The organism is Bacillus sp. FSL R5-0585 (assembly GCF_038004545.1).
Lineage (GTDB): Bacteria > Bacillota > Bacilli > Bacillales > Bacillaceae_G > Bacillus_A > Bacillus_A cereus.
This window is the reverse complement of record NZ_JBBORJ010000001.1, coordinates 474590-497097: the sequence shown is the minus strand read 5'-3', so window position 1 is coordinate 497097 and position 22508 is coordinate 474590. Positions and strand designations below refer to the sequence as shown.

Sequence of the window (22508 nt, the reverse complement as noted above, 5' to 3'; positions counted from 1 at the left end):
GAAAAACGTCAAGCTTACACTGTTTCTTCTTTTTTCAACAGTTCATCTACTTCGTCTTCTAATTCAATTAGTTTATCCCAATCATCGTTGTTTAACATCTCAAGCTGTGTTTCTAATAACATACGGAAACGAGTTCGGAATACTTTCGCTTGTTTCTTTAGCTCTTCAATATCAAAAGCAACTTTTCTTGATTTTACTAATGCTTCGTTAATAATACGATCAGCATTCTTTTCAGCTTCACGCACAATTAATTTCGCTTCTTTTTGCGCATTACGTTTTACTTCTTCCGCTGCTTCTTGTGCAACGACGATAGATTTGTTTAACGTATCTTCAATATTAGAGAAATGATCTAACTTCCCTTCTAACTGCGCAACTTTTTCTTCTAAAGCTTTTTTCTCACGAATGACCAATTCATAATCTTTGATAATTTGATCAAGAAACTCATTTACTTGATCTTCATCATAGCCACGGAATCCGCGACCAAATTCTTTGTTATGAATATCTAATGGTGTTAACGGCACAACGCCACCTCCAAGTAGTTATCTAAATTTCCTCTTTCAATTATATCTTTTCTTCGACAAAATAGGAGGATTTCCTTCTAAAAAACCAATCATTTTAGTATACCATACAAAATTCTCCATTTGTCGCGTTTTGTTCTACCTTCTACAGAAAATAATTTACTTCGGCCATATCCTCTAACGGAAAAAACATCTCCTGGATAGCATTCATAAGAAGTTTGCTCCACTGTTTTCCAATTGACTTTTACTAAACCATTTTTTATGAAAGGTTGTACTTTCTGTCTAGATAAATGTAACATTTCAGCTAACATAACATCTAAACGAAGTGAAGAAACCGTTCCAGATTTCTCTCCCCACGTTTCATCTATCTGTAGAATTTGTTCTCCTTGCACTGACGCTAAAGAGACTTTTACTTTCCCTATTGATTGTAAGTTCATCTCAATATACGATACAATTTCTTTCGCAACTACAATTTGGGCACGATTTTCTTGCAGCAAAATATCACCACATTTTTCTCTTGTTAAACCAAGAGACATAAATGTACCTAATATTTGCCTATGTTCTAGCGTATAAAACTTGGAAGGATAGTCAATTTCTAATACTTCTACTTGAAATTCTTCTTCATTTAATTCTAGATAGTCTGGATAAATAAGTGCTCTTTTACGCTCTGCATTAGGCGTTGCACCACCAAATTGCACAGCAACATCACCTTGTCCTATTACCATAGAAACAATTTGTTGTTGCCTAGGATCAAGAAAATCCGTTAACTTCACTTGATGGTACTCCGCCGCTCGCTTCCACTCTAGCACTTTATCCACAAAGACCTCCTCATCAGGCCTAAAATGTTCGTAGATGCTCATGTATTTACCTTCTTACTATAAGAAATAGCTTAATAAACTGAACAAACCAGTTTTAGCAAGTTTCAACGCAAAGATCGCAACGATTGGAGAAATATCAATCATTCCAAGCGGCGGAATAAAGCGGCGGAATGGTTCTAAATACGGTTCACAAATACGTGCCAGGAACTCTCCAAAAGATGATTCCTTTGCACCAGGAAACCATGATAGGAGAATGTAAATAATAAGTGCCCACGAGTAAATCTCGATAGCATAACTTAACACTATAAAAACTGTTGTCATGGCGTATTACCACCTCTTTATATTTGTTTCTTCTTCTTCACCGAATAACTCTGAAATCGCACCAACAATATCTACATTTTCAGGTGTACACATAAATGTTTTCGGCCCTATTTTTTGAATGTCCCCGCCTATAGCGTATACAGTACCACTTAAAAAGTCAACGATACGTACCGCTTGATCAGTAGACATTCTCTGCAAATTAATTACAACAGCTCGTCTACCTTTTAAGTGGTCCGCAATCCCTTGTGCTTCCGAATATGTGCGTGGTTCTAATAAAACAACTTTTGAAGATTGTTTTGCTGTTTCAATACTCACAACATTTTGCTTCGGTTGCGCTTTCGGAAACGTAACGTCTTGTTGTTCTGGTGGATCTTGCTGCTTTTTCATGTCTGTTTGCTCCTTTTCATAACCATATTGAGCTGCTTCTTTTTCTTCCGGTGTATCAAAAAAGAAGTATTTTACTTTTGACCAACTCATAATAAGATTCTCCTTCCTTTTACGCTTTTCCTACTAAAATCGTTCCCAAACGAATATATGTAGCCCCTTCTTCAATTGCAATTGTGTAATCGTTGGACATTCCCATTGATAATTCTTTACATGGTGCATGTAATAACTCTAGCTCCTGCACCTCTGTTTGCAGCATACGCAATTCCTTAAAACAGCGTCTGATTTCTTCCTCTTCTTCTGTAAATGGAGCCATCGTCATTAGTCCAACCACTTCAATTTTATCGAATTCTTGCAAACTTTGAATAAAAGAAACAACCTCTTCTATTGCCAATCCTTGCTTCGATTCTTCAGATGAGGTTTTCACTTGAATAAAGCATTTCACTTTCTTATCAGCACGTTTCTGAATTTCTTTCGCCAGCGAAAGACGATCTAACGAATGTAAATAATCAATTTCATTAATGATTTCTTTTACTTTTCTCGTTTGTAATGAGCCAATAAAGTGCCAATTAACTTTTGAACCGAAATGCTCGTATTTCTGTAAGAAACCTTCATTTCTATTTTCACCTAAATCGATAATTCCAGCTTCAATTACTTCGTTTGTTTTTTCAATCCCTACAGTTTTTGTAACTGCAACAAGTTTAATATCTTGCAACGAACGTCCAGCTCGAGCGCAAGATTCTTTAATAGCTTCATTTACAATTACTAAATTTTCTTGTACTGTCACTTGCTTCCTTCCTCCTTAAAACCTATGAAACTCAACATTCTTCCTGTCTTACCTTGATCACGACGATGAGAGAAAAATAGTTGCTCTTCACAGCTTGTACAAAGAGATGACATTACAATATGCTCTTCTTTTATGCCTGCTTGTACACATAATATACGATTAATTTCTTTTAAATTAATTGCGTACTGCCCGTCAGAAATTTTTTGATGAGGAACAGCACCGCTAACTACTTCCTGTGCTGCTGTTAATACACGATCATCCACAACATAACAACAAGATCCGATCGACGGCCCAATTGCAACATGAATTTCATCACTTGAAATACCTTCTGCATTCCACTTTTGAATCATTTCCTTTGCAATCTCTTGTACAGTGCCTTTCCATCCAGCATGCGCAAGTCCTATCATACCATGTGATGGTGCATAAAAATAGAGCGGAACACAATCCGCGTAACAAGACGTTAACAGAACATCTTCGTTACTCGTATAAATGCCATCTGTTTTTGAAATGCCGTCCTCATATGAATAGACACCACTTCCCTTTTCCTGTTGCCCTACTTTTTCAACATGATGAGCATGAACTTGTTCAGAGCAAATCCAGTTTTCTAATGGTTTTTGTAACTTATTTGCTAAAATGCGTCTGTTTTCATGAACGTTCTCCACGATATCATTCACATGTAATCCTAAATTCATCGCATGAAAGGAGCCCGTACTTATCCCACCATCTTTTGTCGTAAATCCAGCAGTAATGTTTCCAAGTTCTTTCCACGCTTGTAAATACAGTATACCGTCCACATATTTAAATGGTTCTCTCATAATAAAGCGGCTCCTTTTAATTAAAATAACAGAAAAAAGCATGGTACTTCCTGTCTATTTTACCATACTTTTATTTTTTCATAATCCTAACAGAAAAAAAAGAGGAATTTGTAATATTCTTTATGAAATTGTCGGTGTTTGTATTGATTCTGTTACAGAATTAACAGGATTTACTCTTACAAGTATGACATCTTCCCCAATTCTCACAATTTCCTTCCAAGGAATTACAATCTCAACATCTTTTCCAAAAATACCTAGCATACGTGTCTGTTTGGAAATAATAACAGAACAAATTTTCCCTGTGTTCATATCAAATTCAATATCTCCAATATTCCCAATCCTTTTTCCATCTGAAATATTTATAACATCCTTCATCTGTAACTCTGAAATTCGTATCACCATTTTTATCCTCTCCCTTATATGACAAATTGGAAACTGTTTCTCATATTTACAGGAAGCCACCTATACGAAACACCATGCTAGTTTCATTATATGAACACTAATCCCCTACTATGAGCACAAACCATATTACATATAAAAAGGTCTCACCATAATTGGTGAGACCTTATCCTTGAATCGTTTTATTCATTTGTTTAATGGCTGACTTCTCTAAACGTGATACTTGCGCTTGGGAAATCCCAATTTCTTCTGCAACTTCCATCTGTGTCTTTCCTTGGAAGAAACGTTTTCTAATAATCATTTTCTCTCTATCATTTAAACGCTTCATTCCTTCTTTCAATGCTAATTCTTCAACCCACTGCTCGTCCTTTTGTTTTTCATCACTTAACTGATCCATAACAAAGATAGGATCTCCCCCATCATTATAAATCGGTTCAAATAATGAAACTGGATCTTGAATCGCATCTAAAGCAAATACTATCTCTTCATGAGTTACTTCTAGCACTTTTGCAATATCCATTGCTGTTGGTTCTTTTGAATTTTCTGCAATCAATTTTTCTCTTACTTGCAAAGCTTTATACGCAATATCTCGCAATGAGCGCGATACGCGAATCGGATTATTATCACGCAAATATCTGCGTATTTCCCCAATAATCATCGGCACAGCATACGTTGAAAATTTTACATTTTGGCCTAAATCAAAATTATCAATTGATTTCATAAGTCCGATGCAACCAACTTGAAATAAATCGTCAACATATTCTCCTCTGTTATTAAATCTTTGGATGACGCTCAGTACAAGACGTAAGTTTCCATTCACTAATTTTTCTCTTGCGCTTATCTCTCCACTTTGCATTTCACGAAATAATTTACGCATCTCTTCATTTTTTAATACTGGAAGTTTAGCTGTATCAACACCGCAAATTTCTACTTTGTTTCTCGTCAAAGTGTTCCCTCCTATCGGGAGTTGCTGTACAGTGTAAAGTATTTCCTTTGAAGGGGATTTTATGCATGTGGTTTTTTCACGATTTATTATTTAAATTATCTTTCCTAATACAACTAAATAGAATAAGACCAGCCTACATAACGGCTGGTCTTATTCTTTACACCATTTTATTAAATTCTTTTCTTAATCTTTTTATAATTCTTTTTTCTAAACGCGAAATGTATGACTGTGAAATCCCAAGCATATCAGCCACATCTTTTTGCGTCTTTTCCTCTCCTCCAGCAAGCCCAAACCGAAGTTCCATAATTTGTTTTTCACGATCATTTAATTGGTGTAATGCTTTCATTAAAAGGTGACGATCTACAGTAGCTTCTAAATCTTTTGTAATAATATCATCATCTGTACCTAACACGTCAGACAATAACAGTTCATTCCCATCCCAATCAATGTTTAGTGGTTCATCAAAAGAAACTTCCGAACGATTTTTGTTATTTCGACGTAAATGCATTAAAATTTCATTTTCTATACAACGCGATGCATATGTTGCTAATTTTATTTTCTTTTCTGGATTAAATGTATTTACCGCTTTAATAAGGCCGATTGTTCCTATACTAATCAAATCTTCAATATTTATCCCTGTATTTTCAAACTTTCTTGCTATATATACAACGAGCCTTAAGTTACGTTCAATAAGTAATGACCTTGCTGCCTGATCTCCTTTTGGCAATTTATTCAAAAGAACTTCCTCTTCTTCTTTTGTTAACGGTGGTGGCAACGCTTCACTTCCACCAATATAATAAATTTCATCGGTCTTAATTCCTAATTTCAGCAATACTTTATACCAAAGGTATACTAAATAAAATTTTAATTTCATCATATTATCCCGCCTCTCATTTATTAAGCGATCACCATTTTTTGCGAAATCAACATTTTTGGATGCACAATACATTGATACTCCCCATTAGTAGACAGCTGTTGTGTATTTAATCCAATTAATACTTTGTTTACAACAATAGAACTACCTTCATGGTCAACTTGCACACTGTCAGGCTTAATTGCCCACAAAAATTGACTCTCTACTCCTACTGCACGGAAAGGAATTAAGCGTAATTTGGTCGCCCAACCAGAATCATTTTCTGGTATTTGAGGAATTTCTGTTTTGGAATAAATTTGTTCTGTTAACCAAGATGGTAAGCAATGTTCTAATGATGAAACATGCATAATCATAACAGGTGTTTTTGTTAATGGATCATAAAGTTGGTTCCCACTGTCAATAAGACCTGCGAGTTCTAGTTCTTCTTCGGCTAATTGAATTTTTACTTTCACAATTTGATCATAGTGTATTTTCGTGACCTCTACGCTTTCAATACGCTTTTTAGAAAAATAATAAATTACTGGAAAACCAAAAATAACAAATAACCAACTAATTGGATCACCGTAAGAAATTGACTGAGATTGAACCAATCCATTTACCATTTCATTCGTTTGCAAAAAGAAATGAGTTCCAATTAATCCTCCGCCAACCATAAAGGTTACAAAGTAAAAAGTAAAAACAGTTTGTGCATAATTTCTAAATGTCGTAAACCCAAATGCTGTATACACAATAAGTAACGAGTACAGTAGTTTCATAATTGGATGTGTCATCATAGAAGCAAAAGGAGTAAAGGCAAAAATAACAATAGTTGAACCTATAAATGCCCCTAACACAAGCCTCCATCTTTTGATTTTCTTTTTTAACACGGTAGCTGTTAATAAAAGCAAAAGAAAATCAATGCAGGCGTTTAACAACCAAACAACGTCGGCGTAAACAACCAAACAATTCACCTCTTTTTTCAAGTTGAGACTAGTATAATGCATATCCAATAGGAAAGTGTGTCAATTTGCGGAGGTGTTTTTTTGTTATTTTGTGATTTCTAGACATAATCTGTCGGTAAAAAATAAAAGTACAAATTCATAGAATGATATACTCTTATTTTCACAAACAAAATATATTGAAATATACGAAATAAAAAAAGACCTGCTTAGCAGGTCTTTTCCATAAAAAACAAAAAGGAGCATGAAAGCTCCTTTTTTTATCGTCTACGACGGTTACGTAAAAATGCTGGAATATCGATATCATCTGAATCTGAATGACGCTCATGTACAACTGGCTCTTCACGCTTCATTTCACGTTTTACTTCACGCTGTTTTGAAGGTTGAGCTACTGGTTGTTGCTGTTGTTGCGTGTGGTTCGCATTCGGACGAATAATTGGTTTTGGTGGTTGAGTTGCAATGCTATCATCAAAACCAGTTGCAATTACAGTTACAACGATATCATCTTTTAATCCTTCGTTAATAACAGAACCGAAGATCATATTTACTTCTGGATCTGAAGCTGAAGCTACGATGTCTGCCGCTTCTTGTACTTCATATAAGCTTAAGTTAGCTCCACCCGTAATGTTCATGATAACACCTTGAGCTCCATCAATAGATGTTTCTAGTAATGGGCTAGAAATCGCTTTTTTCGCAGCTTCTGCAGCACGATTTTCCCCATTACCAGAACCAATACCCATTAAAGCAGAACCTCTATTAGACATAATTGTCTTTACGTCTGCAAAGTCTAAGTTAATTAAACCTGGCGTTGCAATTAAATCCGAAATACCTTGAACACCTTGACGTAATACATTATCAGCTTCACGGAATGCTTCTAACATTGGCGTATTTTTATCAACAATCTCTAATAAGCGATCGTTTGGAATTACAATAAGAGTATCTACATTTTCTTTAAATGCTGCAATACCAGATGCTGCTTGCGTCGCACGCTTACGTCCTTCAAAAGTAAATGGACGTGTTACAACACCTACTGTTAAAGCACCTAATTCTTTTGCAACTTGAGCAACAACTGGAGCTGCACCAGTTCCAGTTCCACCGCCCATACCGGCAGTTACGAAGACCATATCCGCACCACGAAGTGCTTCTTGGATCTGTTCTTTACTTTCTTCTGCAGCTTTTTTCCCTACTTCAGGGTTTGCGCCTGCACCAAGTCCACGCGTTAATTTTCCACCAATTTGCATTTTTGTTTCAGCTTTTGATAGATTTAATGCTTGTGCATCAGTGTTCACAGCGATAAAGTCTACACCTTGTACACCGTGTTCAATCATACGGTTTACAGCATTGTTTCCGCCACCGCCGACACCGATAACTTTTATATTCGCTAATTGATCTTGAGTAGTATCAAACTCTAACATGTCGAAATCCCCCTAGAACCTCATTTTTCGTGTCCAATTTTAATCCCATAAATAACGGAATACACGTTTTACTTTTGACATCATGCGGTCATCATTTTGATTATTATTGTTTTGATTACGAGTTTTTTGTTTCGTGGGTTGCTGTTGTACCGGCGTTGGTGCTGGTGCTGGTACTGGTTCAAAATGCTCTTGCTTTTCCTGCACATTTTTCCCACGTAATTTAGCTTTTTGATAAGAATGTTTAATTAATCCAACTCCACTTGTATATTGGGGCTCACGCACACCAATATAATCAGGAGTTGCTACACGAACATTTTCATGTAAAATATCATATGCAAGATCAAGAACACCTGGCATAGAAGCAATTCCGCCAGTTAGTACATAACCAGAAGCCACTTGCTTTACTCCTAACTTACGCACTTCATCTTGAACAAACATTAAAATTTCCTCTACACGAGCCTCTATTATATCCGATAATTCCAACTGAGAATATTGTTCTGTTTGATCACTTCCCATAATAGGAACCGTAAACATCTCTTCTTCAGATGCTGTATCATAAAAAGCATGTCCATATTTCAACTTAATTTGATCTGCATTTTCTGTTGAAGTTTTCAACCCAATCGCAATATCTTTCGTTATATGGTCTCCACCTAATGGTAATACGCTTGTCGCTTGTAACTCTCCATCTTTAAAAATAGATAAAGTTGTAGATCCTCCCCCCATATCAACAAGGGCTACTCCTCTATTTTTTTCATCTGAAGATATTGCAACTGTTGCAGCCGCTAAAGGTTGAAGACAAATATCAACAATTTCAAGACCTGCTTTTTCTACACAACGAAGTAGGTTATGTAGTAAAGTTCTCGAGCCTGTAATAAGTGTACCTTCCATTTCTAATCTTACACCGATCATCCCGCGTGGATCGTTAATCTCGTCAAGACCGTCTACGATGAACTGTCGAGGTACCACATCAATAAACTCACGTTCTGGAGCAATTGACACAACTTGTGCTGCATCTAGAACGCGTAAGACATCTTCATTCCCGATTTCACGATCTTCATTTGAAACAGCAACTACTCCGTGACAAGGAAGTAGCTGTACCTGGTTTGCATTGACACCTACTACAACTTGCTCAATGTGGATTCCCACCATGCGCTCAGCTTGTTCAATTGCTTTTTTAATTGATCGAACAGTCTCGTCTATATCAACTATCGATCCCTTCTTTAAACCATTTGATTTTACATTTCCAACACCAATAATGTTTAAGCTGTCATTAACCATTTCACCAATGATGACTTTAACATTGGATGTACCGATGTCAAGACTAACATATATTTCATTGCTGTTCATTCTTTGGCACCTCCTTCTTTATTTATACCATACAACTCAATATATGGAACAACAATCGCAACTTTACTATTTATAAGAAAAATATTCAACGTCTTTATACGTTTCCCTTTTTTAACCCTATATTTTTCTTATTTTTATTTAGCATTCAATTAAGAATATCGCAGTAAACTATGAATAACTGCTTATCTTGAAATAATTCTATTTCGAGTGTAAAGTTTACCGCCAAGTATAAGTCTACACTAAGATGTACTCATAGAAAAGTGAAACTTGTACCAATACTAGTATGAATCTAAGAATTTTTACATATTTTTCATCAAATGAACCATTCTTCTAAATTCGTATACACATAATAGAACATTCGTTTCGTTTTTTCTGCTATAAGTAACGAAAACTACCATTCTATTCTTTTTTTTCTTCCGCACCTAATTCTTTCGTATATGCACCTACTTCTAAGTCAATTAATACCTTCTTACCTGGCTCAATTGTTTTTAAAATAAGCGGATAGGCTTCCATACGTTTTGCGAAATTTTGAATTGTAGTGCTCACTTCATAACCTTCATTCATATATAAAGTAAGATGATCTTCATTCGCATTCGTTGGTGAATAGCGAATCTCCGAAATAGATTTTAAAATAGCTGGTGTTAATTTTTCTAGTTCAGCGATTAACTCCTTCATTTTCTCTTCTTTAAAAGGTTCGAAAATCGGTGCTGCAACAGGAAGTTTTCCATTAGGTAGTACATCAAGCGTTTTTCCATTCTCTAATAACGGTTGTAATTTTCCCTCTTTATTTATATAACCAATCGTTAAATATTCTTCGATATGAATATCAATATTGTTTGGAAAACGTTTTTTTACATTTACTGCTTTAATTTCTTTTCGCTTCGTTAAGTTTTCTTCAGCTTTATGTGCTGTCACTCGGAAATAACTTGTATCATATGTCACGCCTGAATCCTTCATTACTTGTTCATCCGTCATATAGTGATTTCCAAACACACTAATCTTTTTTATATTACTAAGCGGAGACCGAAAATAAATTAAAAAGAGCACTAATAAAAATAAAATTGATATGTATAAAATCAATCGATGATTAACATTTTTTTTGTTTTTTTTCTTTTGATTTTTCAATTTTGGTACACGATCTTGTAGTTTAATCACTTTACTATTATTCATGTACGATCCCCCTATGTAACATAAAGAACGGCATGTTCCTCATGCCGTTCTTATCTTCTTATTATAACATAAATGATAATGAGCGGAACGAATAACCGTTATCTTCCAATGATTTCTACTTCTGTGTGCATATCTACATCAAATTTATCCTTAATTGTATGTTTTATTAATTCAATTAAAGACAATACATCTTGCGCTGAAGCTCCCCCGGTATTAACAATAAAATTGCCATGCATTTCAGAGATTTGAGCTCCACCAATCCTATAACCACGAAGCCCTGCTTTTTCTACTAAATCTCCTGCAAAATGTGGGATTGGATTCCGAAATACACTTCCTGCACACGGGTGATTCCATGGTTGCGTTTCACGGCGGTAATCTTTATTATTTTGCATGCTACGTACAATTTCTTCACGTTTTCCCGCCTGTAATTGAAACACCGCCTCTAAAACAATACCAGGACGTTTCGTTTGCAATACAGATGCCCGATAAGAAAACTCCAGTTCTTTATTCGTTAACCAGTCAATTGTACCGTCTTCAAACAGAATGAGAGCCTTCGATAATACACTCGATATATCCGATTTATGTGCACCTGCATTCATATATACTGCACCACCGACACTTCCTGGAATACCGCTTGCAAACTCCAATCCAGCTAACCCTTGACGACTAAGTAAAGTTGACAATTTAATAAGAGGATATCCACTACCAACTCTTACCTTATGTTTTTCGACCTCTAAGTGATCTAATCCTTCTCCTAAACGAATAACAACACCTTCTATGCCTTGATCAGATACAAGAAGGTTTGAACCGCGACCAATTACAGTCCACTTCGTTTTGTATTGTTTTACTAACTGTAATGTTTTTTCAATACCGGCTACATGCTTTGGCACAATTAAAATATCCGCTGGTCCACCTATTTTCATAGTTGTATAACGTGCTAACGGCTCGTTAACTAAAACACGACCAACGTCTGCTTCTATAAGCTCATTTACTAATTGTTCCATAGACAATCTCCCCCATATTAAGTCTCCTTATGACAATAATATGCAGGGCGTTCACCTAACGTTATCCCTCTATTTACGGGCAGTACAGCTCCTAAATCAAAATTAGGCGATAATAAAGAAATTAGGCGGAATGAGGATACCAGTAAACATCCGATTAGTGAAAGGTAATAATCAACGAGAGAGAATCACTCCCCGCTGATTAAAGCCTCACTTTATTTTTTTACAAGCTTATTCATTACTTCATACAGCTTATTTGCTGAATCTGGAATACCTAGTTGCTTAGCAGCTAGCTTCATATTTTGTAATGTTTGTGCATCTAATAAAATCTCATCAATATCACGAATAAGCGTTTCAGCTGTTAAATCTTTTTCTAGTAACATTTTTGCCGCTCCTTTATCAACAACTGAACGTGCATTCTTTTCCTGATGATTATTTGTTACATACGGACTCGGTATTAACACACTTGGTTTTCCTAACGCTGTTAATTCTGCAAGTGTTGTTGCCCCAGCCCTTGAAACAACAAGGTCTACACCAGTTAGTACCTCTGGCATATTATGAATGAACGGCTTAATAATAACATTGCTTGGGTTCCCTTTTTGCTTCACGGCTTCCATCACTTTGTCATAATGTACTTCACCTGTTACATATAGTATTTCGTAGCTTTTGTTCCCAAACTGTTCAATTGCTTCAACGAAGGCATCGTTAATCGGTCTAGCCCCACGACTTCCACCAAATATAAGTACAGACTTTTTAGGAAGAGAAAGCCCAACTGAACGTTTCCCCTTCATTCCATTTTGATCCATTACCTCTGATGCTCGTGGATTACCTGTCATTACCACTTTTGACTCTGGAAAATGCTCTATAGCTGCTTCAAAACAAACAGCAACTTTATCAACATAACGGCTTAAAAACTTGTTCGTTACACCTGGTACACTATTTTGTTCATGTACAATAGTTGGAATACCTAATTTGGCTGCAGCGTATACAACTGGTCCACATACATATCCACCCGTTCCAATTACGATATCCGGATTAAAACGACGAATATATCGTTTACTATCCTGTACACCTTTTAGAAAACGCATTACTGTTTTCACATTATCTAATGATATTTTTCGTTTAAATCCACTTATAACAATAGATTGAAATGGTATACCTGCTTTTGGAACGATTGTACTCTCTAGTCCATTTTCCGTACCAATATATAAAAATCTTGCTTCTGGATTTAACTTTTTTATTTCTCTAATTAAAGCAAGAGCTGGATAAATATGACCACCAGTACCCCCACCACTCACTAATACACGCACTACTAACTCCTCCGCTTCTCTTTTCTTATTTCCATTATATTTATTTCTATATACATATTGCATTTTTACACACATACGAAAAACCCTGTCTTATAAACAGGGTTTAGTAGCGAGAATGGCGACTTATATTTAATAATACACCTACTGCCATTAACATTAATGTCAAACTTGATCCACCATAACTTAAAAACGGCAAGGTAATACCCGTAACAGGCATCAGTCCTGTTACAACACCAACATTAATCATTACTTGAATCGCAATCATCGCCACAATACCTACTGCTAAAAACGTACCATATAAATCTGGCGCTCCTAATGCGATACGAATCCCGCGCCATAATAATAGACTAAATAATAATAACACAAATGAACCACCAATAAAACCTAATTCCTCGGATAAGATCGCAAATATAAAGTCAGTTTGTGGTTCAGGTAAATAAAGAAATTTTTGTCTACTTTGTCCAAGTCCAAGCCCAAATAATCCACCAGGTCCAATTGCAAGTAATGATTGGATAATTTGAAATCCACTCCCGAGCGGATCTGACCACGGATCTAAATATGATGTAATGCGTTTCATTCGATACGGTGCTGATGCAATTAACCCTACAAATCCTGCTACACCAATCAAACCAAACATTGCAAAGTGAAAGACCCTCGCTCCCGAAATGAATATCATAATGATACATGTCCCAACCATTACCGTTCCTGTCCCAAGGTCTGGCTGTAACATAATCATCCCAAAAGCAAGAAACACAAAACTAAGAGCCGGTAATAAACCACGTTTAAAAGATGTAATCAATTTTTGCCGTTCTGCTAAAAACTTTGCCAAGAAAATAATCATCGCAAACTTCATAAATTCTGACGGTTGAATCGAAAATGCTCCGATTCCAATCCAACTTCGTGCTCCTCCTCGAACAAGACCTACTCCAGGAATAAGAACGAGAATAAGAAGAATGAAGCAAACTAGCAAAATCACTTTTGAATACGTACGCCACACCCAATAATCAATTTTCATAATAAAAAACATAGCTACTACACCAAGACCCGCAAACAGTAATTGTCTTTTTGCAAAAAAGAATGAGTCCCCCATTTTATAAGAGGCCCAAACTGCACTCGCACTATAAACCATAATCATTCCGATTGTCAACAATGAAAGTGTTACGATGATGAGCATAAAATCAGGCGTTTTCTTCATTACCCACAAACACCACCTCTTTAGGCAGAACCTTTTGCCCTATGTAACAAAACATCAGTAGGTGTTAGCCTACTGATGTTTTGATTTACTTTATATAAGTTTATGCACAGCTTGTATAAAAATGTCTCCTCTTTCTTCAAATGTTTTAAATTGATCCCAGCTTGCACACGCTGGAGAAAGAAGAACGACATCACCATCTTTAGAATGAGCATAAGCTTTCACCACTGCTTCATCTAAAGTATCGACACTTTCAATTATATCTAATCCCGCTTTTTCTGCCGCTCTTACTAGTTTAGGAGCTGTTTGTCCAAATGTTACAATCGCTTTTACATTTTTGAAATACGGAATTAAATCATCGAATTCATTTCCGCGATCAAGCCCACCTGCTAGTAACACAATCGGTTGTGTAAACGCAGATAGTGCTTTCTCAGTCGCTAACATATTCGTTGCTTTTGAATCATTATAAAACTTACGGTTGTTAATCGTTGTTACATATTCTAAACGATGTTTTACACCCGTAAAACGTTTTAACACGACCGTAATTGCTTCATTAGAAGTACCTAATAATTTCGCAATACTCATCGCAGCTAAAATATTTTCTAGATTATGTTGACCAGGTAAAACGATATCGCTTACTTCAACAACTTTTTCACCTTTGAAATAAAGAGCGTTATCTTTTATACACGCACCATCTTCAATTTCTTTCGTTGTCGAAAACAGGATTTTTTGACCTTTAGAATACGCAGACAAAGCCATCACATCTGCATCATCCGCATTTATTACACTATAATCATTTTCTGTTTGGTTTTTAAAAATATTTGCTTTTGCTAAACCATATTCTTTCTTCGTCCCATGATAATCTAAGTGGGCCTCAAATAAATTTAAAAACGCAGCAATTTTAGGTTGGAACAATTCTACTCCCATCAATTGAAACGATGAAAGTTCTGTAACTACAACTTCATTTTCTTTTGCATCCTGTGCTACTTCACACGCTACAGTTCCAATGTTCCCTGCAATTACAGGATGCTTTTGTCCTTCTTTTAGCATTTCAAATGTCAGCATTGTCGTCGTCGTTTTACCGTTAGACCCCGTAATCCCAACAAATGGTGCTTCTGAAATACGATATGCTAATTCAACTTCCGTAACAATCGGAATTTGTTTTTCTTTCGCAGCAACTAATATTGGATTAGAATACGGGATTCCTGGATTTTTTACTACAAGAGAAATATTTCTCTCTAATAATTCTAAAGGATGACCACCGCATACAACGTCCATTCCTTTTGCTTGTAATTCTGCAGCAAGTACATTCTCTGCTAAAGGCTTTCCGTCATTTACAATAACATTTGCCCCTAGCTTTTGTAACAATGTAGCTGCTGCATAACCACTTTTTGCAATACCCAATACAAGAATATTCTTATTTTGAAATTCAGTTACAGTTTTCAATTACATCCACACCCCGATATAAATTCCTAACACAGCTAATAAAAATCCTGCAGACCAAAACGTCACAACAACACGCCACTCTGACCAACCGCATAATTCATAATGATGGTGTAATGGACTCATTTTAAAGACACGTTTTCCTGTTGTTTTAAATGAAATGACCTGAATGATAACCGATAAAGTTTCCATTACGAATACTCCGCCAATAATTACAAGTAGCAATTCTTGTTTTAATAAAATCGCTACAGCTGCAATGGCTCCACCTAAAGCTAATGAACCTGTATCTCCCATAAACACTTTTGCTGGATTCGCATTGAATACTAAAAATCCAAGTACAGCTCCTACAACTGCCATACAGAATATCGCTACTCCAAATTGCTCTTGTGCCACAGCAATAATACTAAATGCTCCAAATGCAATAGCAGCTGTTCCTGATAATAAACCATCTAAACCGTCAGTTAAGTTAACTGCATTTGATCCACCAATAAGCATAAATAGTACAAGTACGAAATACGCCCAACCTAATTCAAACTTAACATCCGTTCCCGGAATCATGATGTATGTGTGGAACGCTTGCCCTTTTCCAATTAAAAAGAATGCAATAGCAATAACAAGCTGACCTACTAATTTTTGCTTTGATGTTAAACCAAGATTTCTCTTCTTAACTACCTTTATGTAGTCATCTAAAAATCCAATCAATCCGTAACCAAACGTCACTAATAGTAATAACGAAACCTCTGCACCTAAATAATTAAACTTAATCGCCATAATAAGTGAAGTTACCATCATAGATACGTATATGACGATACCACCCATTGTCGGTGTCCCTGATTTTTTTTGATGTGACTTCGGTCCCTCATCACGAATACTCTGTCCAAACTTTAATTTTCTTAAAAATGGAATAAACAATGGCGAAAGGGCAACAGAAATTAAGAATGCTACCCCAGCCGTTACTAATAAACCTTGCTCAAGCACATGTAGTCCTCCTCTCACGTTGTTACTCTTCGTTGTTTAAACGCCCTGTAATTGCTTCTTTAGCAACTTCACGATCATCGAAATGATGAACTTCTTTACCAATAATTTGATACGTTTCATGCCCCTTACCAGCAATAATAATGATATCATCTGCTTTCGCTTTAGCGATTGCATGGTGTATCGCTTCTTTTCTATCAATGATCATTTCATAATTTTTCCCGCTTGCACCATGTACCATATCATCTAAAATAGCCGCTGGATCTTCACTTCTTGGATTATCTGATGTGTAAATTGCATGAGTTGCATATTTTGTTGCAACACTTGCCATTATCGGTCTCTTCGTTCGGTCCCTATCGCCGCCACAGCCAACGATACAATACACATCACCTTTTGCAAATTGTTTTGCAGTTTTTAATACATTTTCTAAACTATCCGGCGTATGTGCGTAATCAACAATAACTGTATAATTTTGTCCTCCATCAACAACTTCAAAACGCCCTGGAACCCCAGCTAGTTCCTTTATAACAGCAATGATTGTTTCTAATTTCACACCCGAAACAAGTCCTGCTGCTGTTGCTGCAAGTACGTTATATACATTAAATTTACCTATTAATTTCATCGTAACATTTACACTTTCATATGGTGTGACAAGCGTAAATGTAGTCCCACCACTCGTCATAACGATATTTTTTGCCATAATGTCACTTGTTGTATCAATACCATATGTTACAACTGTTGCTGCAGTACTTCTCATATACTCTTCTGTTACATTATCATCGCTATTCAGCACAGCGTACTTTTCACGATTATGATTATAACTATTGCCAAGCTGTGCAAATAGTAACCCTTTTGCATGTTTATATTCTTCCATCGTTTTATGATAGTCTAAATGATCTTGTGTTAAATTCGTAAACACCGCTACATCGTAATCACATCCGTGTACACGACCAAGATCTAACGCATGTGACGAAACTTCCATTACCGTGCTGTCCACACCTTGTTCAACCATTTTTGAAAACGTCTGTTGAAGTGTTAGTGCATCTGGTGTTGTATTTTTCACCTCAAATGTTTCATCACCGATTTTCATATTAATCGTTCCAATTAGCCCTGTTTTATGACCATGTGCTCGCATAATCTCATCCATAATATGCGATGTTGTTGTCTTTCCATTTGTACCTGTAATTCCGATTAAATGTAACTTGTGTGTCGGTTGACCATAAAAATAATCAGCTAAAACCGCTAACGAACGAAAAGTATTTTTCACAAGTACAACTGGAACGTCAACATCAATTGGTCTTTCCGCAACAATAGCAGCCGCTCCTTGTGCCGCTGCTTGCTTAGCAAAATCATGGCTATCAACCGTATATCCTTTCATACATACAAATAAGCTTCCCTCTTTCACTTTACGTGAATCAGCTTCTATAGATGTGATTTCTGGATTTTCTTTTGGAACAACTGGAAAATCATGCAAACATGATACAAGTGTATGCAACTTCATTTCACTAAACCCTCTCTACATTGTTTATTTATCTTTTTTTCAGTAAGCAACACATTACCTCCTATATAAGGAGGTAAGTGCTACTGACCTATTTATGAATGAGACACTTACTGTCTCAAATTAAGTAACTGTTCTATAAAGAACTCACTTCCACCAATTGTACCATAAAACGTACTATGTTACCTTTAATTCCCGAAGTAAATTCTAATTTTTGAGCCTTCTTTTACTTTAGCTCCCGCTTCTGGTGATTGTTTAATTACTTTCTCTCCATCTCCACTTATATCAAGCTTCAAATCGACGAGTTGTGTTTGTAAGTCTTTCTTTTTCATTCCAATTAAATTCGGAACTTCCACAGTTGGTGTATCGCCCCATTTATATTCTTTCTCAACTTGTTCTTTTCTCGGTTTCACTCCCATAACAGGAAGCGCATCTCGAAGGATATTCCCGACAATTGGAGCTGCTACCACTCCACCAAACTGTGTAACCCCTTTTGGATTATCAACAGCAACATACACAACAATCTCTGGATCATCCGCTGGAGCAAATCCGATAAAAGATACTATATAATTATTCTCTAAATATTTACCATCTTTCACCTTTTGAGCAGTACCCGTTTTTCCACCTACACGATATCCATCAATATAAGCACCTTTACCAGAACCTTTCGCTACAACATTCTCTAATGCATAACGAACTTTTTCTGAAGTTTCCTTGGAAATAACTTTTCTTTTCTCAACAGGTGTCTTTTTACTAACAACTTGATTATTTTTCGGATCAATAAACTCCTTAGCTATATATGGCTGATACAATGTTCCACCATTTACAGCCGCCGCTACAGCTGCTACTTGTTGAATCGGTGTAACAGAAACCCCTTGGCCGAATGAAGTTGTTGCTTGCTCTACTGGACCAACTTTATCTAAATTAAATAAAATCCCACTACCTTCACCTTGCAAGTCAATTCCAGTCTTCTGCCCAAAACCAAAATTACGAATGTATTTAAATAATCGGTCTTTACCAAGGCGATCACCAAGTTCAATAAATCCCGGGTTACATGAGTTTTGAACGACTTCTAAAAACGTTTGACTGCCATGACCTCCTGCTTTCCAGCATTTCAATCTAGCTCCACCTACTTCAGCTGCTCCATCATCATAAAACGTATCCTTCTCTAAGTCTACTAAATTTTCATTCAATGCTGCAGCTAATGTAATGATCTTAAATGTTGAACCAGGCTCATACGTACTCCATACAGGTAGATTTCTATTATACACTTCTGGAGAGACACTTTGAAAATCCGCTGGGTCAAAACTCGGTCGACTAGACATACCTAAAATTTCACCATTTTTAGGATTCATTGCAATCGCAATCATACCGTCAGGATTATAAGTTGACTCCGCAATATTCATTTCTCTTTCCATAATCCTTGTAATACGCGCATCGATTGTTAATCCTAAATTTAAACCAGCTTCTGGTTTTTTGAAATCATCACCAACATTAGGCATCCTTTGTCCTTTCGCATCTGCAAAAAAACGCACATGACCTTTGTCCCCATTTAGCTCTTTATCATAATATTTTTCTAGTCCCATAAGACCTTGGTTATCGCTACCTGCAAAACCTAATACATGTGATAAAAAGTTTCCAAATGGATAGTACCGGATAGAATCCTCTGCAATATACACGCCCTTCAGACTTAATCCTCGTACTTCTTTCGCTTTGTCATGTGATATTTTCCTTCCGCCTTTATCTAACCTTACAATCGATTCTTTTTTTGTAATCCTTTTATAAATCTCATCTTTTTCCACACCTAATACTGCAGCTAACTTCTCTGCAGTCTCTGCTGGTTTTTCAATTTGCCTCGGTACAACAAAGACAGTTGGAGCACTTTTATTCGTGGCAAGTTCCACACCATTTCGGTCTAAAATTTTCCCACGTTCGGGTTCAAAAGTAATATTACGACTCCATGAATCTTTCGCACGATCCGTTAACATATTCCCAAGAAAAAATTGCACATATCCAAGACGAATATCGATAATCGTGAAAATAAGTATACCTGATATAAGTATAAAAATAAGTCGTTTTCTAACTGTTACATTTGATACACGCATATCGGAACAAGCCTCCCTTACGCCTAGCTTGTTCCAATATATGCTTGTACTTATTTAATTAGAACTTATTCTCTTTTACCATTACGGCTTTTCTGCTTCTTGCTGTGGTTCGAGTGGCGGTACGAGTGTGACACCTAATTCTGTACCAGGTTGTAATAATGTTCCTTCCGCCACACTTTGTTCTGTTACGTATCCTGTACCAGAAGGTTTCAAGTTAAGCTGTAATGTCTTCGCTAAATTCATAACATCACGCAGTGCCCATCCTTGTATATTTGGCATTGTAGGCTTATCTCCTACCAAGAAGACTCGGTCGCCTTTTAATGTTTGTTCAGTCGCTTTTGGTACTTGTTGCTGTACTTTCCCTTCACCTAGTACGATTGGACGAAGTTTTGCTTTATCAATCGCTTTCCCCGCTTCAGCCATCGTTTTACCAGTTACATCTGGAACAGTAGTTTGTTGTTCTTTCAGATGTTTTTTCGGATCTTTCACTTCATTTGGCTTAATCTTTAAATACTCTAAACTATTTTTTGTTACATATTTAAAAATATCAGCTAAAGGTTGTGCGCCGTTCTCATCATCTTTTAATTTCGGCTGTTTAACAGCTACATACACGACAAGTTGTGGATCGTCCATTGGTGCCATACCTAAGAATGAGAATATATAATTCTGCCTTCCTGTCATATAGCCGCCTTTTCCATCCGGAATTTGCGCTGTACCTGTTTTACCACCAACTGAATATCCATCAATTTTATAAGCTGTCCCTGTACCTTTCGGAGATGTAACAACACGTTCTAATAACTGTCTTACTTGCGCTGCTGTTTCCTTTGTAACAGGTTTTCCTACTTCTTCTGGCTTATGTTCTAATTTTACTTTGTCTGTTATCGGATCTACAATTTTATCAATTGCATAAGGTTTCATCATTTTCCCATCATTTGCAATGGCCGTTGCAGCTTGTACAAGCTGAATTGGTGTTACAGTGGAACCTTGTCCAAAAGCTGTTGTCACTTGTTGTATTTGCTGATCAAATAAAATTGTATTCGATCCTTCACCTGATAAATCAATGTTCGTTTTTTCATCTAATCCAAAACTATGAATATATTTTCGGAAACGTTCTGGACCAAGTTTTTGATCTCCTAAAATTGCAAACGCTACGTTCGAAGAACGCTCTACCCCTTCATCAAACGTGATAGAGCCCCAACCAGCACCGCCATTATGATCTTTTATTTTCCTATTTCCGACTTGATATGTCCCGGATTGATAATAATCTTGTCCTTTGTACACACCTTCATTAATAGCTGCCGCTAACGTAAAAATTTTCATTGTTGATCCAGGTTCAAATGCATTGGCAATCGCGTCATTGAAGAAATATTTAATTTGGCGATCATTAGGGTCATAACTAGGTTTAGTAGACATCGCTAATATTTTCCCAGTTTTCGGATCTGCAACAATCCCTATTAAACTTTCTGGCTCATATTGCTTACTTGCTGCTTTCATCGCGTCTTCTAAATAACTTTGGACACGTTGATCAATTGTTAAATAAGCGTTATCTCCATTTTTAGGTGCCTTTACATTAACTTTTCCCCCATCAAGGGACACACCTTTACGATCACCTGTATATGCTACTTCTCCGTTCGAAGCACTTAAGTATTTATCCAAGCTTTTCTCTATGCCAAATTGACCTACCGAGGTTCCATTCTCATTTGGTTTTGCATGACCTATAACGTAAGATGCAAAATCACCGTTTGGATACACCCTTGCATTTTCTGTAATAAAAGATATTCCCGGCAACTTCAACGCTTCTATTTGTTCCTTCTTTTCTTTCGTCAAATCCTTGCCTAACGTTCCAAATTCAACTTGACTTCTACCTTCCTTGTTTAAAGAAGCTAAAATATCCTCTTCGCCTTTTCCAAGTACTCCTGCAATTTTCTTTGCAGTATCTTCTTTATTCTCAACTGAGTTAGCACCTTTTAGTGCAGCTACCATTTTGTAAGAGTTTGCGTCTTGCGCTAACACATGACCGTTTTGATCATAAATGGTTCCTCGGTTCGCTTCAAGAACTCCTTTTTTACTATGCTTTTGTTTAGCAAGTGCATCTAAATCCTGATTATGAACTGTTCCTGTTGATTGTATGTAAAAAAATCGGGCTAATAACAGCAAAAAGAGCAGGAGGAAAAATATCATAAAATAACCTGCTCCCTTATTGGTATGAAATTTAGTCATATTCTTCTTCATCGTTCCTTCACACCTATTGC

21 protein-coding genes are annotated in these 22508 nt (G+C 36.4%); all 21 read right to left on the bottom strand.

What is annotated here, in order from left to right; all coding sequences use genetic code 11:
* Positions 1-14 precede the first annotated feature (14 nt).
* The 21 genes from divIVA to MKY38_RS02725 all read right to left on the bottom strand — a co-directional run bounded on the left by divIVA (position 15) and on the right by MKY38_RS02725 (position 22488).
* Positions 15-521 carry a septum site-determining protein DivIVA gene (divIVA, locus tag MKY38_RS02825; RefSeq protein ID WP_001131611.1) on the bottom strand — a complete coding sequence of 169 codons (507 nt, stop codon included), beginning with the start codon at positions 519-521 and terminating at the stop codon, positions 15-17.
* An 89-nt stretch (positions 522-610) separates the two neighbouring features.
* Positions 611-1378 carry a YlmH family RNA-binding protein gene (locus MKY38_RS02820; protein ID WP_002164454.1) on the bottom strand — a complete coding sequence of 256 codons (768 nt, stop codon included), beginning with the start codon at positions 1376-1378 and terminating at the stop codon, positions 611-613.
* 15 nt (positions 1379-1393) lie between these two features.
* Positions 1394-1657, bottom strand: a complete 264-nt coding sequence (locus MKY38_RS02815; RefSeq protein WP_000214233.1) for a YggT family protein — start codon at positions 1655-1657, stop codon at positions 1394-1396.
* A 6-nt stretch (positions 1658-1663) separates the two neighbouring features.
* The gene (locus MKY38_RS02810) at positions 1664-2134 is read right to left on the bottom strand and encodes a cell division protein SepF (protein ID WP_000119129.1); all 471 of its coding nucleotides are present in this window, start codon (positions 2132-2134) and stop codon (positions 1664-1666) included.
* 19 nt (positions 2135-2153) lie between these two features.
* Positions 2154-2828: a YggS family pyridoxal phosphate-dependent enzyme gene (locus MKY38_RS02805; RefSeq protein WP_000218005.1), complete on the bottom strand. Its 675-nt coding sequence runs from the start codon at positions 2826-2828 to the stop codon at positions 2154-2156.
* A complete protein-coding gene (gene pgeF / locus MKY38_RS02800) occupies positions 2825-3643 on the bottom strand; it encodes a peptidoglycan editing factor PgeF (RefSeq protein WP_001209008.1) in 819 nt (272 codons plus the stop codon). Before pgeF ends, MKY38_RS02805 begins: the two co-directional genes overlap by 4 nt.
* Before the next feature lie 120 nt (positions 3644-3763).
* On the bottom strand, positions 3764-4045 hold the full coding sequence (locus MKY38_RS02795; RefSeq protein ID WP_341048016.1) for a YlmC/YmxH family sporulation protein: 282 nt from the start codon (positions 4043-4045) through the stop codon (positions 3764-3766).
* Positions 4046-4208: 163 nt separating this feature from the next.
* Positions 4209-4988, bottom strand: a complete 780-nt coding sequence (gene sigG, locus MKY38_RS02790; RefSeq protein WP_000197755.1) for an RNA polymerase sporulation sigma factor SigG — start codon at positions 4986-4988, stop codon at positions 4209-4211.
* Positions 4989-5145: 157 nt separating this feature from the next.
* Positions 5146-5865 (bottom strand): RNA polymerase sporulation sigma factor SigE, encoded by a 720-nt coding sequence (sigE, locus tag MKY38_RS02785; protein WP_000976948.1) that lies wholly within the window; start codon positions 5863-5865, stop codon positions 5146-5148.
* A 20-nt stretch (positions 5866-5885) separates the two neighbouring features.
* Positions 5886-6803: a sigma-E processing peptidase SpoIIGA gene (gene spoIIGA / locus MKY38_RS02780; RefSeq protein WP_000261975.1), complete on the bottom strand. Its 918-nt coding sequence runs from the start codon at positions 6801-6803 to the stop codon at positions 5886-5888.
* 257 nt (positions 6804-7060) lie between these two features.
* On the bottom strand, positions 7061-8215 hold the full coding sequence (gene ftsZ / locus MKY38_RS02775; RefSeq protein WP_000888984.1) for a cell division protein FtsZ: 1155 nt from the start codon (positions 8213-8215) through the stop codon (positions 7061-7063).
* 39 nt (positions 8216-8254) lie between these two features.
* Positions 8255-9562: a cell division protein FtsA gene (gene ftsA, locus MKY38_RS02770; protein WP_001087558.1), complete on the bottom strand. Its 1308-nt coding sequence runs from the start codon at positions 9560-9562 to the stop codon at positions 8255-8257.
* Positions 9563-9961: 399 nt separating this feature from the next.
* Positions 9962-10732, bottom strand: a complete 771-nt coding sequence (gene divIB, locus MKY38_RS02765) for a cell division protein DivIB (RefSeq protein ID WP_001065793.1) — start codon at positions 10730-10732, stop codon at positions 9962-9964.
* Positions 10733-10830: 98 nt separating this feature from the next.
* Entirely contained in the window at positions 10831-11736 is a 906-nt protein-coding gene (gene murB, locus MKY38_RS02760; protein WP_000437024.1) for a UDP-N-acetylmuramate dehydrogenase, read from the bottom strand.
* A 212-nt stretch (positions 11737-11948) separates the two neighbouring features.
* Positions 11949-13043, bottom strand: coding sequence for an undecaprenyldiphospho-muramoylpentapeptide beta-N-acetylglucosaminyltransferase (gene murG / locus MKY38_RS02755; RefSeq protein ID WP_341050237.1), 1095 nt, complete (start codon positions 13041-13043; stop codon positions 11949-11951).
* A gap of 103 nt (positions 13044-13146) precedes the next feature.
* Positions 13147-14238 (bottom strand): stage V sporulation protein E, encoded by a 1092-nt coding sequence (gene spoVE / locus MKY38_RS02750; protein ID WP_000753524.1) that lies wholly within the window; start codon positions 14236-14238, stop codon positions 13147-13149.
* A gap of 90 nt (positions 14239-14328) precedes the next feature.
* On the bottom strand, positions 14329-15681 hold the full coding sequence (gene murD, locus MKY38_RS02745; RefSeq protein WP_000860116.1) for a UDP-N-acetylmuramoyl-L-alanine--D-glutamate ligase: 1353 nt from the start codon (positions 15679-15681) through the stop codon (positions 14329-14331).
* Positions 15682-16656, bottom strand: coding sequence for a phospho-N-acetylmuramoyl-pentapeptide-transferase (gene mraY, locus MKY38_RS02740; RefSeq protein WP_000893060.1), 975 nt, complete (start codon positions 16654-16656; stop codon positions 15682-15684).
* Positions 16657-16678: 22 nt separating this feature from the next.
* Positions 16679-18154: a UDP-N-acetylmuramoyl-L-alanyl-D-glutamate--2,6-diaminopimelate ligase gene (gene murE / locus MKY38_RS02735; protein ID WP_000766315.1), complete on the bottom strand. Its 1476-nt coding sequence runs from the start codon at positions 18152-18154 to the stop codon at positions 16679-16681.
* Between the two features lie 185 nt (positions 18155-18339).
* Positions 18340-20256 carry a stage V sporulation protein D gene (locus tag MKY38_RS02730; protein ID WP_001266234.1) on the bottom strand — a complete coding sequence of 639 codons (1917 nt, stop codon included), beginning with the start codon at positions 20254-20256 and terminating at the stop codon, positions 18340-18342.
* Positions 20257-20337: 81 nt separating this feature from the next.
* The gene (locus MKY38_RS02725) at positions 20338-22488 is read right to left on the bottom strand and encodes a penicillin-binding protein (RefSeq protein WP_000739960.1); all 2151 of its coding nucleotides are present in this window, start codon (positions 22486-22488) and stop codon (positions 20338-20340) included.
* Positions 22489-22508 lie beyond the last annotated feature (20 nt).

Bases quoted from the DNA above. Each gene is read 5' to 3' on its own strand.
- spoVE (WP_000753524.1), bottom strand. From the start codon at position 14,238: ATGAAGAAAACGCCTGATTTTATGCTCATCATCGTAACACTTTCATTG.
- sigE (WP_000976948.1), bottom strand. From the start codon at position 5,865: ATGATGAAATTAAAATTTTATTTAGTATACCTTTGGTATAAAGTATTG.
- ftsZ (WP_000888984.1), bottom strand. From the start codon at position 8,215: ATGTTAGAGTTTGATACTACTCAAGATCAATTAGCGAATATAAAAGTT.
- murE (WP_000766315.1), bottom strand. From the start codon at position 18,154: ATGAAGTTGCATACACTTGTATCATGTTTGCATGATTTTCCAGTTGTT.
- pgeF (WP_001209008.1), bottom strand. From the start codon at position 3,643: ATGAGAGAACCATTTAAATATGTGGACGGTATACTGTATTTACAAGCG.
- MKY38_RS02820 (WP_002164454.1), bottom strand. From the start codon at position 1,378: ATGAGCATCTACGAACATTTTAGGCCTGATGAGGAGGTCTTTGTGGAT.
- MKY38_RS02795 (WP_341048016.1), bottom strand. From the start codon at position 4,045: ATGGTGATACGAATTTCAGAGTTACAGATGAAGGATGTTATAAATATT.
- MKY38_RS02810 (WP_000119129.1), bottom strand. From the start codon at position 2,134: ATGAGTTGGTCAAAAGTAAAATACTTCTTTTTTGATACACCGGAAGAA.
- MKY38_RS02725 (WP_000739960.1), bottom strand. From the start codon at position 22,488: ATGAAGAAGAATATGACTAAATTTCATACCAATAAGGGAGCAGGTTAT.
- murB (WP_000437024.1), bottom strand. From the start codon at position 11,736: ATGGAACAATTAGTAAATGAGCTTATAGAAGCAGACGTTGGTCGTGTT.
- MKY38_RS02730 (WP_001266234.1), bottom strand. From the start codon at position 20,256: ATGCGTGTATCAAATGTAACAGTTAGAAAACGACTTATTTTTATACTT.
- divIB (WP_001065793.1), bottom strand. From the start codon at position 10,732: ATGAATAATAGTAAAGTGATTAAACTACAAGATCGTGTACCAAAATTG.
- MKY38_RS02815 (WP_000214233.1), bottom strand. From the start codon at position 1,657: ATGACAACAGTTTTTATAGTGTTAAGTTATGCTATCGAGATTTACTCG.
- ftsA (WP_001087558.1), bottom strand. From the start codon at position 9,562: ATGAACAGCAATGAAATATATGTTAGTCTTGACATCGGTACATCCAAT.